Genomic DNA, 16079 nt, shown 5'->3' on the forward strand with positions numbered 1-16079 from the left:
ACTTTCGCGGTGCCAGGAGCTACCTCGAACCAGGGAAAAATGACTGAATCGCTGCACGATAAGAACCTCCGCGGCTTCGCCTCCGATAACTACGCCGGGGTGCACCCCGAAGTCCTGCAGGCTCTGACCGCCGCCAATGAGGGCCACCAGGTGTCCTACGGTGAGGATGTCTACACCGCTAAGCTCCTCGAGGTCTTCGAAAAGCACTTCGGCACGGGTATCGAGGTCTATCCGGTATTCAACGGCACCGGTGCCAATGTGCTCAGCCTGCAGGCCGCACTCCCCCGCTGGGGCGCGGTGGTCGCCGCTAAAACAGCCCATATCAATATGGATGAAGGCGGCGCCCCGGAACGTGTCGGCGGCATGAAACTGCTCACCGTGGACACCCCGGATGGCAAGCTCACCCCTGAACTGATCGATCAAGAGGCATGGGGCTGGGGCGATGAACACCGGGCGCAACCGCTCGCTGTCTCCATCGCGCAGGTCACCGAAGTGGGCACCTGCTATACGCCGGAGGAGATCAAAGCGATCGCGGATCACGCGCACGCTCGCGGCATGGTGCTACATATGGACGGTGCCCGGCTGGCCAATGCAGCAGCTCACCTGGGCCTGCCTTTCAAAGCCTTCACCACCGACGTCGGCGTGGATGTGCTCTCCTTTGGCGGCACCAAGAACGGCCTGATCTTCGGTGAGTCAGTCATCGTGCTCAACCCAGAGGCCGCGCCGGGCCTGAAGTACCTGCGCAAGCTCAATATGCAATTAGCATCCAAGATGCGCTTCATCTCGGCGCAGTTCATCGCCCTGCTGGAAGGCGACCTCTGGCTCCGTTCGGCAAGCCACGCCAACGCGATGGCGGCCCGGTTGCGTGCCGGGATCGAGCAGATTCCCGAAGTCCAGGCGACGCAGCAGACTCAGGCCAATGGCGTCTTTGCCATTCTGCCCGAAGGAGTCGCTGACCGGGTTCGGCAGAAATTCCGTTTCTACGACTGGGACGAAGCCCGCCGGGAAGTGCGCTGGATGTGCTCCTTCGACACCACCGAAGCCGATATCGATGCTTTCCTGGCCACCATCCGCGAGGAAGTCAGCCGGTAAATCCGGTCTCAGCTGCCGCTGAAACGGCGCGCCTTCGCCGTCTTGTCGGTGCTCAGGCATACTCTTCGAAGGTGAGCGCGCTTGCACAAGTCCCTTCTGACTTCCTGACTGCCCTGAGCACATTGCGACGGGCCAATTGTCGTAGTGAACTACGGCTCGAGGAGATTCCGGCCCCTTCCCGGCTCGCACCCTACGCGGTGGCCTTGGGCGCTGAAGTCTTCGAAGCCGTCGGCATTTCCGAACGCACTTCCTCGGAGTTGGCCACCGGGCGGTTCATCCTGTTGCATGATCCAGACGGGTCTGCGCTCTGGGATGGCACCTTCCGCATCGTGACCTATATCCGTGCTCGGTTGGAAGCCGATATCGGCACGGATGCCATGCTCGGTTCAGTCGCCTGGACCTGGCTGGTTGAAGCCTTGGAAACCCACGGCGCCCGGTACCGGGCAGCGGGCGGAACCGCCACTCGGATTCTCTCTGAAAGCTACGGCTCCCTGGCCGGGCGACCGGACGCGATCGATATTGAGTTGCGGGCCTCCTGGACGCCGGAGACCGAGAAGATGAAAGATCATTTGGAGGCCTGGTCAGATATGGTCTGCACTTTTGCCGGGCTGCCACCGCTGCCCGAAGGCGTCAGCGCACTACCCCATCGGCGGCGCAGTTGACCTCAGACGATCCAGCAACACCGGCGCAGAAACGCACTCGGAACCGTTCAGCGCAGAACCGTTCGGAGCGGCTGGGTCGTGAAAAGTCTTCCGAGACGGAGAAGGAAACCGAGACCGGCTCCGTTGCCGCCTCGCCGACCGCGGAGCACAGCACCGAAATCGTCTCAGCAGAAGTCAGCCAGTTCGACCTCTCCGAGATTCCCGAAGTGATTGAATTGGACACTCCTCGGGACGGGGTGCCGCTCATCATCAACACCTCAGAAGGTTTGCAGAGGGCTGCCACGGCACTGGCCGCCGGTAGCGGGCCCGCGGGGGTCGACGCCGAACGCGCTTCGGGTTTCCGCTATGGGCAACGTGCTTTTCTGGTCCAGATCCGCCGCGAAGGAGCTGGCACCTGGCTGATCGACCCAGAACCCTTCGAGGATCTCAAACCGATCGATGAAGCCTTGCGCGGCGTCGAATGGATCCTGCACGCCGCACCTCAGGATCTGCCCTGCCTTTCCGAGCTGGGGATGTGGCCGGATGTGCTGTTCGATACCGAGCTGGCCGCCCGTATCGCCGGTCTGCCGAGGGTGGGACTGGCCGCCGTCGTCGAGCAGTTACTCGGTTTCGGCCTGGCTAAAGAGCACTCGGCAGCGGACTGGTCCACCCGCCCGCTGCCCGAGCCCTGGCTGCGCTATGCCGCTCTGGACGTCGAAGTGCTCGCCGAGCTGCGAGAGGAGCTCATCGAGCTGCTCACCGAGGACGGCAAGCTAGAGTGGGTTAGGCAAGAATTTCAAGCTATTCTGGACGCCGGGCCTCCCCCGCCGCGGGTCGATCCCTGGCGACGCACCTCCGGAGTGCACCAGATCCGGGACCGCAAGCAACTCGCTGCAGTGCGTGAGCTCTGGCTGGAGCGGGATAGTCTCGCGCAGAATCGGGATGTCGCCCCGGGGCGTTTACTTCCCGATTCCGCTCTCGTGGTGGCGGCCAAGGCAATGCCCAACACGGTTCCGCAGTTATTGGCCATTCCGGGCTTCAACGGCCGGGCAGCGCATCGCGAGGCTCCTCGTTGGCTACGCGCGATCAACACCGCGAAGGCCCTCAAGGAACTGCCTCCGCTGCACCTGCCGAGCAATGCGCCACCACCGCCCCGAGCCTGGGCCGATAAGGACTCGGCAGCCGCCGCCCGGCTGAACACCGCCAAACCGAGGCTCACTGCGCTGGCTGAAGAACTGAACCTGCCGTTGGAGAATCTGCTGACCCCCGATTTCCTGCGCAGGATCTGCTGGCGCCCACCCGAAGTTTTCAGCCTGGAAGCCATCGGAGCTGGCCTGGCTGATCTGGGAGCTCGTAGCTGGCAGATCGAACTCGTCGCTCCGGTGCTGCTGGAAGCCTTTGAGCACCCGGAGCCGCTGCCGGGTAAAGAGACCCCGGCGTCTTAGACCTTGCAACTCCGCCGATCCGGGCTCTTCCTCACCCCTGGGATCCGAAAGTCCGGTGAGTGCCGGCCAGCAGAATCAGAAGAATTCGCAGACTCACTGGATGAGGGTTTGAAAGTCCATGTTACTCCTGAGTAGCATAGGGGATATTGGCGCGATTTACCCTTGCGCCAGGCCTTGGCATTGTGCCTGAAAGAGGAGCAAAAGTGAGCCCAAATGCACGGCAAGTCCGTGAAGTAGTTTTTGTTGACGGCGTACGAACCCCCTTCGGAAAAGCCGGGGAAAAGGGCATCTACGCCACCACTCGAGCGGATGACCTAGTGGTCAAATGCATCCGTGAACTGGTCCGGCGCAACCCTTCACTGCCGGTGGAACGGATTGACGACGTCGCCATCGCCGCCACCACGCAGACCGGAGACCAGGGAATGACCATCGGGCGCACCGCCGCGCTGCTGGCCGGTCTGCCCCGTTCGGTACCGGGTTTCGCCATTGACCGGATGTGCGCTGGGGCGATGACCGCGGTCACCACCACGGCTTCCGGCATTGGCTTCGGCGCTTATGATGTGGTGATCGCCGGCGGCGTCGAGCATATGGGTCACCACCCGATGGGTGCCGGTGCCGACCCCAACCCGCGTTTCATGTCCGAGCGCCTGGTTGACCCAGCCGCACTGAATATGGGTAATACCGCGGAGAACCTGCACGACCGCTTTCCGAAGATCACCAAGGAGCGCGCCGACCGCTATGCGATGAACTCGCAGAACAAGCTCGCCGCCGCCTATGAAAAAGGGCAGATCCAGCCCGATCTGGTGCCGGTGGCCGCCTTCAAACCCGAGGCCAAGGATGCCGAGGGTAAGAGTGCCGGCAATAGCTGGAATCTGAACACGGTGGATGAAGCGCCGCGCCCGGGCACCACGATGGAAGACCTGGCGACGCTGCGGACTCCCTTCCGCTCGCACGGACGAGTGACCGCTGGGAACTCCTCGGGGCTCAACGACGGCGCCACCGCCGCGCTGCTCGCCTCCGCGGAAACCGCCGAAGAGCTGGGCCTGCCGGTCAAGATGAGACTGGTCAGTTACGCCTTCGCCGGTGTGGAGCCCGAGGTGATGGGCATCGGCCCGGTACCGGCCACTGAAAAGGCCTTGAAAATGGCTGGCCTGAGCATTGAGGACATCGGTCTCTTCGAGATCAATGAAGCCTTCGCGGTCCAGGTGCTCTCCTTCCTGGATTACTTCGGCATCGCCGATGACGATTCCCGGGTCAATCGCTACGGCGGAGCGATCGCCGTCGGGCATCCGCTGGCCTCCTCCGGCGTCCGGTTGATGACTCAGCTGGCTCGCCAGTTCGAAGAGGATCACTCGGTGCAGTACGGCCTGACCACAATGTGCATCGGGCTCGGCATGGGAGCCACCGTGATCTGGGCCAATCCCTATTTTGTTGGGCCACATTTTGTTGGGCAGCAAAACACTCACAACGCCACTGACGAAGGGGCAGCAACAGCATGAGCGTCAAGGATTTCAGCAAACTCACCGAGTTGTTCCCCGATGAGGTGGTGACCCATTCCTTCCTCAAGGACATCGAACTCACCGACTCTCAAGGCCAGCAGCTCGGCACCTTCGCCCTGATCACCCTGGACAACGGGCTTGATCATAAACGCCCCACCACAATGGGCCCGAACACCCTGGTTGAGCTGGGAACTCTGCTCGAAGCCCAGCGCGAGCGGGCGGCCCGCGGCGAGATCATCGGCGTCGGCGTCACCGGCAAACCGTACTTCCTGGTGGCCGGGGCGGACCTCTCCGCGGTGAAACGGCTCAAGGAACGGGAGAACGGCGTCTGGATGGCGCAGCTCGGCCACGACGTCTACAACACCCTGAACGATCTGGGCGTGCCCAGCTTCGTCTTCATCAACGGACTGGCGCTCGGCGGCGGGCTGGAAATCGGGCTGCACGCCAACTATCGCACCGTTTCCACCGGAGCCGGGGCGCTCGCCCTGCCCGAAGCCTTCCTCGGCTTGGTGCCGGGCTGGGGCGGCGTGTACTTGCTGCCGCGCCTGATCGGCCCGGAGAACGCGGTCAAGGTGATCGTGGAGAATGCGCTGAACAATAACCGCACCACCTCCGGCCCTGCCGCCTTCAAGCTCGGCATCGCCGATGCGATCTTCGAACCGGCGGACTTCCTGGAGCAGTCCCTGGCCTGGGCCGCCAAAGTGATCGCCGGGGAGATCACGGTGGAACGCCCGAATGCGGTCTCGGATCCGCTCACGGCAGAGCAGTCCGCGGCTTGGGATCAGGCGGTGGCCACCGCCAAGGCGATCGTCAAGGCGAAGACCTCCAATGCCGCACCAGCTCCGCTGCGCGTGATCGAGCTTCTGGAGAAGGGCAAGACCTGGAGCAAGGAAGAGTCAGCGGCCGCAGAGGTTGAGGCACTCGGCGATCTGATGCAGACCGATGAGTTCCACGCCACCGTCTATGCCTTCCTCGATCTGGTGCAGAAGCGTGCCAAACGACCTGCCGGTGCACCGGATAAGTCGCTGGCCAAGCCGGTGACCAAGGTCGGCGTCGTCGGTGCTGGCCTGATGGCGAGCCAGCTGGCCCTGGTTTTCGCCAGGCAGCTCAAGGTGCCCGTGGTGATGACCGATATCGATCAGGCCCGGGTCGATAAGGGCGTCGGCTATGTGCACGCTGAGGTCGACAAATTGCTGGCAAAGAAACGGATCTCCTCCGACGCCGCGAACCGCACCAAAGCTCTGGTCAGCGGTTCGGTCTCCAAAGAGGTCTTCGCGGATGCCGATTTCGTGATCGAGGCCGTCTTCGAGGAACTGCAGGTGAAGAAGGACGTCTTCGCCGAGCTGGAGGGCATCGTCTCGGAGGACTGCATTCTGGCCACTAATACCTCTTCGCTCTCGGTCACCGCGATGGCGGAAGGTTTGAAGCACCCGGAGCGTCTGGTCGGCTTCCACTTCTTCAACCCGGTTGCCGTGATGCCGCTGCTGGAGATCGTCCGCGCCCCGCACACTTCGGACGCCGTGCTGGCCACCGCTTTCGAGACCGCCAAGGCGCTGCGCAAGAACGCGGTGCTGGTCAAGGACGCGGCGGCTTTCGTGGTGAACCGGGTGCTGCTGCGGCTGATGGGCGTGGTGGCCAAGGCCTTCGATCAGGGCACCGACGCGCGCACCGCGGATACCGCGCTCAAGCCGATGGGCCTGCCGATGACGCCGTTCACGCTGCTCGCCATGGTCGGCGTCCCGGTGGCCTTGCACGTCTCCGAATCGCTGCACGCGGCCTTCGGTGACCGGTTCTGGGTTTCACAAAACCAGCAGCGGCTGATCGACGCCGGGAAGAAGGGCATCTGGGAGATCGGTGAGGACGGCAAGCCATTCGTGCCGCAGGAGACCCTGGAGATCTTGGAATTCGGCGACTCTCCGATCAGCGGCGAGGAACTGCTGCTGCGCACTCAGGACGCCCTGGCCGAGGAAATCGGCCTGATGCTCGAAGAAGGCGTGGTGGCCGGGCCGGAGGACATTGACCTCTGCATGATCCTCGGTGCCGGCTGGCCAATGTTCCTGGGCGGGATCACTCCTTACCTGGACCGGGTAGGAGCCTCCGAACGGGTCAATGGCAAGCGGTTCCACGCCCCGGGCTTCGCCTCGCGGCCGGTCTGAGCCCGGCTGTCTGGAGAAGGTCCGGAGAAGCGACTGTCGCGAACCGGCTATCCGGAGAAGCGGTAGTGGTGCTCGGGGCGACCGGTCGTACCGTAGCGCAGTGAAACGCTGACCGCCCCTTCCTCGACTAAAACTGAAAGATAACGCTGTGCGGTGGCCCGGGAGATTCCGATCTCCTGGGCCACTTCCAGTGCTGTGCGGTGCTGGCCGGATGCCCGTTCCAGGGCGGCGCGAATCTCCTGTTCGGTGACCGAGCGAGGCTTCTTCGGCGAATCACCGCCGGAGAGCTGCCGCAAGGCTCTCTCCACGAGTTCCTGGTCCAGGCTCCCGTTAGATTCCAATAGTTTCCGGTAACGGGCGTACTGACGTAGCTTCGTACTCAGCGTCTCGGGGTCGAAAGGCTTGATCAGATAAGCCAGCGCTCCCCGGCGTCGTGCCTTATGTACTGACTCGGCGTCCCGCGCAGCGCTGAGCACCATGCAGTCGACGTCGAGCTGCGGCAGCAGATCCAGGCCGCTGCGGTCCGGCAGGAAGATATCGATCAGCACCAGGTCTGGGCGCAGCGCGGGAACGGCTCGCAGCGCAGCCTCGGCGGAGCCTACCGAGTCCAGCGCGGTGAAACCCTGCACCCGGGAAACGTAGTCCCCGTGCAGCCTGGCCACGTGAAAGTCGTCATCGACCACGAGTACACGAAACTCAGTCATCCTCAGGCACCTCTGTCAGTTCCAATACATTCTCCACTCTGGCCATGAAAACAGCTCCGGGCCCCTGCGGCGCACCGGCGTCGAGCATCGCCACGTCCCCGCCGTCGATCCGGGCCAGCTGGCGGGCCAGTCCGAGGCCGATGCCCTCGCCCTGTCCCGTGGAACTGGCCCGCTGAGCCGACGTGGTGAACCCCTCGGCGAAGATGGCCTCTTGATCGGCTTCCCGCACCCCATCTCCGGAGTCAGCCACAGTGACTACCAGGGCTCGCCGATCGCTCAGCAGTTCGACCTCGACCCAACGATCAGTGTTGCTGCCGTGCACTGCCGCGGTGATCGCGTTATCGACCAGGTTACCGATCACAGCGGTGGCATTTTGGGCGTGCCGTACCGGGTACTGCACCAAGGTGTTGAGACCGATCCGAAGCTGCACTCCGCGCTCCGCGGCCTGAGTGCTCTTAGCCCCTAAAAAGGCGGCCAAATAAGTGTCCGTGAGCAACTCGGAGTTCTTCAATGGATAGTTCACCGGCCCGCTGTCCAGGCTCTCGCGTAGATAGGCCAGTGCTGAGTCGGGCTGCCCGATCTCCAGCAGACCCGCCACGACGTGCAGCCGGTTAGCGAATTCGTGTCGTTGCGCCCGGAGCGCCGAAGAGAGCGTGGAAACAGCTTCGAGCTGTCTGCTCAGCGCCTGCACCGAACGGCGGTCCCGCACCATGATCACCCAACCCAGATCATGATTCCCGCGCACCACCTTCAAGGCATTGATCAGCAGCACGAGTTGCTTCACCACCAACTGCACACTGTGATCGGGTTCCTGATTCAGCAGTGCCAGCACGTTTTCGGGGAGTTCAAGCTCCTCGAGCCGCTTACCCACCGGGTCCTCGAGGCCCAGCAGTTCGCGGGCCTTGTCGTTGCAGACGATCACCCGGCGGGCTGCGTCGAGGCCCAAAACACCCTCATCGACGCCGTGCAGCACGCCTTCCTGGTTCTGAGCCAGGGTGCTGATCTCCTCCAGTTCCAGGCCTCGGGTACGACGTCGTAAATTGCGCAGCGAAATACTCGTGCCGAGTACCCCAAGGAGCAGTGAGAGCACTCCGACCCCGAGGATCGGCCCGACCGATGCACCGATCTCGTCAACCACCTCCTGCGTGGAGTAGCCCACGCTGACCTCGCCGATAATGCCACCGTCGGAATCCCGCAACGGCACCTTGGCGCGCACTGAAGGGCCGAGGGAGCCAAGGTCCGTTTCGACGATCTCTTGGCCGCTGAGCGGCCCCTCAGGGCTGGTGGTGACGTGTTGGCCGAGTTGCCCCTCCTCGGGGTGTGACCAGCGCATGCCGTTTCGGTCAGCGACCACGATGAAGAGCGCGCCGGTGCGCTGCCGCACCGATTCGGCGAGTTGCTGCACGAGGCCGTCCCGCAGCACTGAAGCCTCCGGGAGGCTACCCTGTGCCTGCGCGAGGGTGGAGCGAATCGAGGTGTTCTCCGAGATTGCCTGCGCGACCGCCAGTGCCTTGGCGCCGATCTCGGCGGTCAGCCTTTGATAGCTGAGCCAGCCGGACACCCCGCAGCTCAGCAGCACCACAAAAAGCACCACCAGGATCTGCTGCAGCAAGAGCCTGCTGGAAAAGGCCATCCTCGGCGGCTTACGGCGAGAGGTCATCGTGCCCTGCTGCATATTGATCGGCCCCCTTGCCCGATGCCCTTTCACCTCTTCAGCCATCCGCTGATCATCGAGGCCCTTCGATGAACCTGAGTTTTAGCTTCCGCTAGAACAGCGCCACCTTAGGCGTGCGTGGGAAGATCTCGTCCAGAGTAGCCAGGTCTTCAGCGGAGAACTCGTACGACGCCGCTTCGGCATTGGCACGAATCTGCTCCGGCTTGGTCGCTCCGGCGATCACGCTGCTCACCGAGGGCTGCGCTGCGAGCCAGGAGAAGGCCACCTGGAGTTCGCTCAGCCCGCGCTGCTTCGCGAAATCGCTGAAGGCGGCAAGCTGTGCCCAGTCCGCTTTCTCCAGCAGATTGCTTCGGGAATGCGTCAGACGGCTACCTTCTGGCGCCTTGCCCGCTGCGTATTTGCCGGTCAGCAGGCCGTTGGCCAAGGGGAAGTAGGGCAGCACGCCAAGACCGAAAGTTTCCGCCGCCACGGTGACTTCGAGTTCGGCGCGGCGGTCCAGCAGATTGTAGTGATTCTGCGCCGAGATGAAGGGAGTGAAGCCGCCGAGCTGCGCTTCGTAGGCGGCTTCGGCGATTTGCCAGCCGCTGCGATTGGAATGGCCAAGGTAGCGCACCTTCCCGGAGCGGACCAGTTCGTCGAGGGCCGCCAAGGTCTCCTCGATTGGGGTCACTCCGTCCGGGGTGTGGTACTGGTAAAGATCGATCCAGTCGGTGTTCAGCCGGCGCAGTGAAGCCTCCACCGCTTTGACGATGTAACGCCGCGATCCACGAGCTCCCCAGTCAGTGCCGTTGGCACCTTTCATGTCCATGCCGAACTTGGTGGCGACAATGACGTCGTCGCGCCTGCCTTCGAGGGCTTTGCCCAAGCGCTCCTCGCTCAGGCCGGGAGTGGCTCCATAGACGTCGGCGACGTCGAAGAGCGTCACGCCAGCGTCGATCGCGGCGTGGACGACGGCGTCGGTACCCTGCTGGGATTCGGTGGGAGTGCCCGGACGACCCAGGTTATTGCAGCCCAAGCCGACGGTGGAAACAACGAGTCCAGAATTGCCCAAACGGCGAAAATCAGTCATGCGCTAAGCCTATCTCGCGAGGGCCCCGCCATGAGCTTGCGAATGGTGGGAGCGAGAGAGGCGCTATCCCCAGACACTCCCCCCAGCTCGCTCGAACCACTGGGCTTCCCGGCCATCGAAGGGCGCTAACCCGGCCAGAACAGCCTGATAGATTCGAGCGCATTCGTTCTCTATCCGTTCAATAACTTCCTTCGAGTAGCCGTAACGCAGCTGGTGCTCGGCAAACTCATCTTCGTCGGCAATCCAGGTGTGCTCCTTTTCAGTGACCACATCCAGGTCCATATCTATTAGAGTGAGTTCCCATCCAGCATCTTTTACCAGCGGATGCCAGGCGATATCGGTCACCAAATCCACGTACAGCGTGCACTGATTGGGATGCTGTACATCGTAAAAAGTAGCCACCCACTCCCCCGAAAAAGGCACCAAAAGCGCTGCACCCGAACGAGCTATAAAAGCGGAACCCGGTTTGGAGACAAAGGCTCCGGGTGACTGATAGACCCAGTGCCCTAGGTCGTCGGACCCCAGGTAGTGCCCGGGTGCCACCCAGTGCGGCGAACCATCCCACTTACGGTTCCGAGCCACCACCAGATCACCGACAGCGGGGCCGAAGGAATCCGCCGCCGGTGATGTGATCATAGCTGCGGAAATTGACCGGTATGGCTCTGCTGATCGTGCTGGTCCTTGCCCCGCAGCGGCCTAGCAAACGGCACCTTAGTGCCCAGCACTTGATCGACGACGTCGCGAGCCACCTGCTGAGCCGTCAGGCCGACCCGTTCCAGCACCTGGTTGCGGCTGCCGTGCGCCAGGAACTCCACCGGCAAGCCGACCTCGTTGAGCGCGGTGTCCACCCCGGCAGCGCGCATCTCCTGCCTGATCCTCGATCCGACACCGCCCGCGCGGACGCCGTCCTCGATCACAATCACAATCCGGTGTTTGGCCGCCAGCTCGATGATCGAACGGGGAACCGGGAGCACCCAGCGCGGATCGACCACCGTCGAGGAGATCCCTTGGGCTCCGATCAAGTTGGAGACCTGAAGCGCCAGTTCACTCATCGCCCCGACCGAGACGATCAGCACGTCGTTCTCGGTGGCTCCGGAAGGGCGTCGTGAGAGCACATCGACACCGTCCGCAAGCCGCTCAATGGCCTCGACTTCGGCCCCTACTTCACCCTTGGAATATCGCAGCACCGAGGGAGCATCGGAGATCTGCACAGCTTCGCGCAGTTCCTCCCGCAGCCGCGTAGCATCGCGAGGAGCCGCGAGGTGCAAGCCCGGGATGATCTGCAGCATGGAGAGGTCCCACATGCCGTGGTGACTCGGCCCGTCAGGCCCGGTGACGCCGGCCCGGTCCAGCACAATGGTCACCCCGGCCTTGTGCAGCGCAACGTCCATCAGCAGCTGGTCGAAAGCCCGGTTCAGGAACGTCGCATAGAGCGCGACCACCGGATGCAGCCCGCCGTAGGCCATTCCGGCCGCGGTGGTGAGCGCGTGCTGCTCAGCGATTCCGACGTCGAAAACGCGCTCCGGGTGCCGCTGCGCGAAGAGATTCAGGCCCACCGGGATCAGCATCGCCCCGGTGATCCCCACCAGGTCTTTTCGCTCGTCCGCAAGCTCAGCGATTTCCTCGGCGAAAACCGAAGTCCAGGACTCCGCTTTGGCCTCACCGAGCGGCAGGCCAGTCTCCGGGTCGATCACGCCGACCGCGTGGAACTGGTCCTCCTCGTGTGCCCGTGCTGGGGCGTAGCCTCTGCCCTTCTCAGTCATCGCGTGCACGATCACCGGACCGGCATAGTTCTTGGCGGTGAGCAGAGCAGACTCCATGGCCTTCTGATCGTGGCCATCGACGGGGCCAATGTACTTCAAGCCCAAATCGTCGAAAAGCCCCTGCGGAGCCCACCAGTCCTTGAGGCCCTTCTTAGCGGCGTGCAGGGATTTATACATGAACTGGCCGAGGAAACCACTGTGCTGTAGCTTCTGTTTGGTCCAGTCCAGTGTCTCTTCGTAGGCCTTATGGGTTCGCACGGAATCGATCGCCGGGCGAAGCGAGCGCAGATAATCCGCTAAACCACCGACCGTCGGCGCGTAGGACCGGCCGTTGTCGTTCACCACGATCACCACACGGCGGTGCTTATCCGCAGCGATATTGTTCAGGGCTTCCCAGGTCATCCCGCCGGTGAGCGCGCCGTCGCCGACCACCGCGACCACATAACGATCGCCTTCACCGTTCAGCTGGCGGGCCCGGGAGATGCCATCGGCCCAGGACAGCGAGGAGGAGGCGTGCGAGGACTCGACGATGTCGTGAATCGATTCCGCTCGGTCCGGGTAGCCGGAGAGCCCGTTCTGCTGGCGCAAGGTGGAGAAGTCATGCCGACCGGTGACTAATTTATGAACATAGGATTGATGGCCGGTATCGAAGATGATGGAATCCCGTGGGGAGTCGAACGTCCGGTGAATCGCCAGGGTCAGTTCAACGACACCGAGATTCGGGCCGAGATGGCCTCCGGTCTGCGCCACATTGCTGATCAAGAAGTCCCGGATCTCCTGCGCGAGCTGAACCATCTGCTCCTCGCTGAGCCGGGCCAGATCCGCCGGATGCTGGATCGTCTCCAGAAGTCCCATTGATCCTCACTCTCTTTCCTCCGCAACTTTGATTCTACTGGGTATTCGCCGCCGGGCCATTGAAGGACTGCCCGCCCCGCCAGTACTCACCCCACGCGAGTTAGCCTTTGAGTCTCAAATTCTCCCGGAAAAGCAGCGACCCCGGCCTACCATTGCTGGCAAGCCGGGGTCGTAGCGCGGAGAACTAGCTAGCGCTGATCGATCTTCGCGCCCCCTTGGTAAACCTCCGGTTCGCCAAGGGCCCCCAGAGGGACTAGCTAGCGCTGATCTGCCGCAGCACGTACTGCAAGATGCCGCCATTACGGTAGTAATCGGCCTCACCTGGGGTGTCGATCCGGACGACGGCGTCAAAGGACTTGGTCGAACCGTCTTCCTTAGTCGCGGTGACCTTGAGCGTCTTCGGCGTCGTACCCTCGTTCAGCGCGGTGACGCCCTCAACCGAGAACGACTCGGTGCCGTCCAGGCCGAGGGTCGAAGCGTTCTCGCCCTCCGGGAACTGCAGCGGCAGCACACCCATACCGATCAGGTTAGAACGGTGGATGCGCTCGTAGCTCTCGGCGACAACAGCCTTGACGCCGAGCAGCGCGGTGCCCTTAGCGGCCCAGTCACGCGAGGAGCCCGAACCGTATTCCTTACCGGCGAGCACCACGAGCGGCACGCCAGCGGCCAGGTAGTTGACCGAGGCGTCGTAGATGGTGGACTGCGGGCCGCCGTCGAGCGTGAAGTCGCGGGTGAACCCGCCCTCAACGCCGTTGCCCTCGTTAGCGTCGGCCAGCAGCTGGTTGCGGAGCCGGATGTTCGCGAAGGTGCCGCGGATCATCACTTCGTGGTTACCGCGCCGCGAGCCGTAGGAGTTGAAGTCCTTGCGGTCAACGCCGTGCTCCAGCAGGTACTTACCGGCGGGGCTGTCCGACTTGAAGGAACCTGCCGGGGAGATGTGGTCAGTGGTGACCGAGTCGCCCAGCTTGGCCAGCACCCGGGCGCCGGTGATATCGGCAACCGGTTCCGGCTGAGCCTTCATGCCCTCGAAGTACGGTGGTTTCCGCACGTAGGTGGAGTCCGAAGCCCAGTCGAAGGTATCGCCTTCCGGGGTGGAGAGCGCCTTCCAGCGGTCGTCGCCCTCGAAGACCGAGGCGTAGCTGGAGATGAACATCTCCTGGTCCACCGAGGAGTCAATCACTGATTGCACTTCGGTGGGGCTGGGCCAGATGTCCTTGAGGAAGATCTCCTTGCCGGAATCGTCGGTGCCCAGCGGATCGGTGTCGAAGTCGAAGTCCATCGAACCGGCCAGCGCGTAAGCGATGACCAGTGGCGGGGACGCCAGGTAGTTCATCTTCACATCGGGCTGGATGCGGCCTTCGAAGTTACGGTTACCGGAGAGCACCGCGGTCACCGCAAGATCCTTGTCCTGGATCGCCTGCGAGATCTCCGGCTCCAAGGGGCCAGAGTTGCCGATGCAAGTCGCGCAGCCATAGCCGACCAGGTAGAAGCCGAGCTTCTCCAGGTACGGGGTCAGCCCGGACTTGTCGTAGTAGTCGGTGACCACCTTGGACCCGGGAGCCAGCGAGGTCTTCACCCAGGGCTTGGAAGTCAGGCCCTTGTCCACGGCGTTACGGGCCAGCAAAGCTGCCGCAAGCATCACCGAGGGGTTCGAGGTGTTGGTGCAGGAGGTGATCGAGGAGATGGTCACCGCACCGTGGTCGAGCTCGAACTGCCGGCCGTCCGCCAGCGTCACCGGAGCGGGACGCGAGGGGCGCCCGAAAGCACCGTTCGCGGCGGAGAGGGTCTCCTTATTCATCGGCCGAGCCGTGTCATGCACGTGGGTGGTCGCGTCGCCGGAGAAGGACGGCGAGTCGGAGGCCGGGAAGCTCTCCTCCAGTGCCTCGTCCACACTGCCGTCATCCGAAACCGGCTTGACGTAGTTGTGCAGGTCCTTGCGGAACTGCTCTTTGGCGTCGCTGAGCTGAATCCGGTCCTGCGGGCGCTTCGGTCCGGAGATCGAGGGAACCACGGTGGAGAGGTCCAGTTCCAGGTACTCGGAGAACTTGGGTTCGCGGGAAGCGTCGTGCCAGAGGCCCTGCTCCTTGCTGTAGGCCTCGACGAGAGCCAGGCTCTCCTCGGAACGGCCGGTGAGCCGCAGGTAGTCCAGGGTGACCTGATCGATCGGGAACATCGCGGCGGTGGAGCCGAATTCAGGGCTCATATTGCCGATCGTGGCCCGGTTGGCCAGCGGCACTGCCGCCACGCCGTCACCGTAGAACTCGACGAACTTGCCGACCACACCGTGCTTGCGCAGCATTTCGGTGATGGTCAGTACGACGTCGGTCGCGGTGGCTCCGGCGGGGATGCCGCCGGTGAGCTTGAAGCCGACCACCCGCGGGATCAGCATGGAAACGGGCTGGCCGAGCATGGCTGCCTCGGCTTCGATGCCGCCGACGCCCCAGCCCAGCACACCCAGGCCGTTGACCATGGTGGTGTGCGAGTCGGTGCCGACGCAGGTGTCAGGGTAAGCACGAAGCTTGCCGTCAACAGTGCGGGTCATAATGGTGCGAGCCAGGTACTCGATATTGACCTGGTGCACGATGCCGGTTCCCGGCGGGACGACCTTGAAATCGTCGAAAGCTGTCTGTCCCCAGCGCAGGAACTGGTAACGCTCGCCATTACGCTGGTATTCGATCTCCATATTGCGCTCCAGCGCGCCGGAGTTACCGAAGACGTCGATCTGCACCGAGTGGTCGATCACGAGTTCCGCGGGAGCCAGCGGGTTGACTCGCTTCGGGTCGCCGCCGAGTTCCTTGACGGCCTCGCGCATGGTCGCCAGATCGACGACACAGGGCACGCCGGTGAAGTCCTGCATGATGACGCGGGCCGGGGTGAACTGGATTTCGGTATCGGGCTGGGCATTGGGGTCCCAAGCGGCCAGTGCGCGGACGTGATCCGCGGTGATGTTCGCACCATCTTCGGTGCGCAACAGGTTTTCAAGCAAAACCTTCAAGCTGAAGGGCAGCTCTTGTGCGCCCTCAACAGAACTCAAACGGAAAATCTCGTATTCGGTCCCGGCGACATTCAGTACGCCTTTGGATCCGAAGCTGTCCACATTACTCACTACAGGACTCCTCTCGCCTCGCCTTAATCTTTGTCTCGAGGGGGGCCGGTTGCCAGTTAGGTGCCCCTAACTAA

11 protein-coding genes are annotated in these 16079 nt (G+C 63.1%); 5 read left to right on the forward strand and 6 right to left on the reverse strand.

Features of this window, described 5'->3' with window-relative positions; all coding sequences use genetic code 11:
• The first annotated feature begins 39 nt into the window (after positions 1 to 39).
• The 5 genes from ABDK06_RS10545 to ABDK06_RS10565 all read left to right on the forward strand — a co-directional run bounded on the left by ABDK06_RS10545 (position 40) and on the right by ABDK06_RS10565 (position 6833).
• Complete coding sequence (locus ABDK06_RS10545; protein WP_394940982.1) at positions 40 to 1092, forward strand: threonine aldolase family protein; 1053 nt, start codon at positions 40 to 42, stop codon at positions 1090 to 1092.
• Between the two features lie 71 nt (positions 1093 to 1163).
• Complete coding sequence (locus ABDK06_RS10550; protein WP_394940983.1) at positions 1164 to 1754, forward strand: DUF3000 domain-containing protein; 591 nt, start codon at positions 1164 to 1166, stop codon at positions 1752 to 1754.
• A gap of 158 nt (positions 1755 to 1912) precedes the next feature.
• The gene (locus ABDK06_RS10555) at positions 1913 to 3178 is read left to right on the forward strand and encodes an HRDC domain-containing protein (RefSeq protein ID WP_394941308.1); all 1266 of its coding nucleotides are present in this window, start codon (positions 1913 to 1915) and stop codon (positions 3176 to 3178) included.
• Between the two features lie 203 nt (positions 3179 to 3381).
• The gene (locus tag ABDK06_RS10560) at positions 3382 to 4677 is read left to right on the forward strand and encodes a thiolase family protein (protein WP_394940984.1); all 1296 of its coding nucleotides are present in this window, start codon (positions 3382 to 3384) and stop codon (positions 4675 to 4677) included.
• Positions 4674 to 6833 carry a 3-hydroxyacyl-CoA dehydrogenase NAD-binding domain-containing protein gene (locus tag ABDK06_RS10565; RefSeq protein WP_394940985.1) on the forward strand — a complete coding sequence of 720 codons (2160 nt, stop codon included), beginning with the start codon at positions 4674 to 4676 and terminating at the stop codon, positions 6831 to 6833. The genes ABDK06_RS10560 and ABDK06_RS10565 overlap by 4 nt, the downstream gene beginning before the upstream one ends.
• 47 nt (positions 6834 to 6880) lie before the next feature.
• On the opposite strand, the gene ABDK06_RS10570 is transcribed toward ABDK06_RS10565, so the two are convergent.
• From ABDK06_RS10570 to ABDK06_RS10595, 6 genes are all read right to left on the reverse strand, one after another.
• Complete coding sequence (locus ABDK06_RS10570; protein WP_394940986.1) at positions 6881 to 7537, reverse strand: response regulator; 657 nt, start codon at positions 7535 to 7537, stop codon at positions 6881 to 6883.
• Positions 7530 to 9257, reverse strand: a complete 1728-nt coding sequence (locus ABDK06_RS10575) for a sensor histidine kinase (protein ID WP_394940987.1) — start codon at positions 9255 to 9257, stop codon at positions 7530 to 7532. Before ABDK06_RS10575 ends, ABDK06_RS10570 begins: the two co-directional genes overlap by 8 nt.
• Positions 9258 to 9303: 46 nt before the next feature.
• Positions 9304 to 10281 (reverse strand): aldo/keto reductase, encoded by a 978-nt coding sequence (locus ABDK06_RS10580; RefSeq protein ID WP_394940988.1) that lies wholly within the window; start codon positions 10279 to 10281, stop codon positions 9304 to 9306.
• Positions 10282 to 10344: 63 nt separating this feature from the next.
• A complete protein-coding gene (locus ABDK06_RS10585; protein ID WP_394940989.1) occupies positions 10345 to 10917 on the reverse strand; it encodes a DUF402 domain-containing protein in 573 nt (190 codons plus the stop codon).
• On the reverse strand, positions 10914 to 12899 hold the full coding sequence (gene dxs, locus ABDK06_RS10590; protein ID WP_394940990.1) for a 1-deoxy-D-xylulose-5-phosphate synthase: 1986 nt from the start codon (positions 12897 to 12899) through the stop codon (positions 10914 to 10916). Before dxs ends, ABDK06_RS10585 begins: the two co-directional genes overlap by 4 nt.
• Before the next feature lie 253 nt (positions 12900 to 13152).
• Positions 13153 to 16005 carry an aconitate hydratase gene (locus ABDK06_RS10595; RefSeq protein ID WP_394940991.1) on the reverse strand — a complete coding sequence of 951 codons (2853 nt, stop codon included), beginning with the start codon at positions 16003 to 16005 and terminating at the stop codon, positions 13153 to 13155.
• Between the last annotated feature and the right edge of the window lie 74 nt (positions 16006 to 16079).

It is taken from the genome of Psychromicrobium ferritrahens (genome assembly GCF_043789415.1).
Lineage (GTDB): Bacteria > Actinomycetota > Actinomycetes > Actinomycetales > Micrococcaceae > Renibacterium.

Excerpts from the sequence above, each read along its gene's own strand:
- ABDK06_RS10585 (WP_394940989.1), bottom strand. The coding sequence starts at position 10,917 with ATGATCACATCACCGGCGGCGGATTCCTTCGGCCCCGCTGTCGGTGAT.
- ABDK06_RS10545 (WP_394940982.1), top strand. The coding sequence starts at position 40 with ATGACTGAATCGCTGCACGATAAGAACCTCCGCGGCTTCGCCTCCGAT.
- ABDK06_RS10565 (WP_394940985.1), top strand. The coding sequence starts at position 4,674 with ATGAGCGTCAAGGATTTCAGCAAACTCACCGAGTTGTTCCCCGATGAG.
- ABDK06_RS10570 (WP_394940986.1), bottom strand. The coding sequence starts at position 7,537 with ATGACTGAGTTTCGTGTACTCGTGGTCGATGACGACTTTCACGTGGCC.
- ABDK06_RS10580 (WP_394940988.1), bottom strand. The coding sequence starts at position 10,281 with ATGACTGATTTTCGCCGTTTGGGCAATTCTGGACTCGTTGTTTCCACC.
- ABDK06_RS10575 (WP_394940987.1), bottom strand. The coding sequence starts at position 9,257 with ATGGCTGAAGAGGTGAAAGGGCATCGGGCAAGGGGGCCGATCAATATG.
- dxs (WP_394940990.1), bottom strand. The coding sequence starts at position 12,899 with ATGGGACTTCTGGAGACGATCCAGCATCCGGCGGATCTGGCCCGGCTC.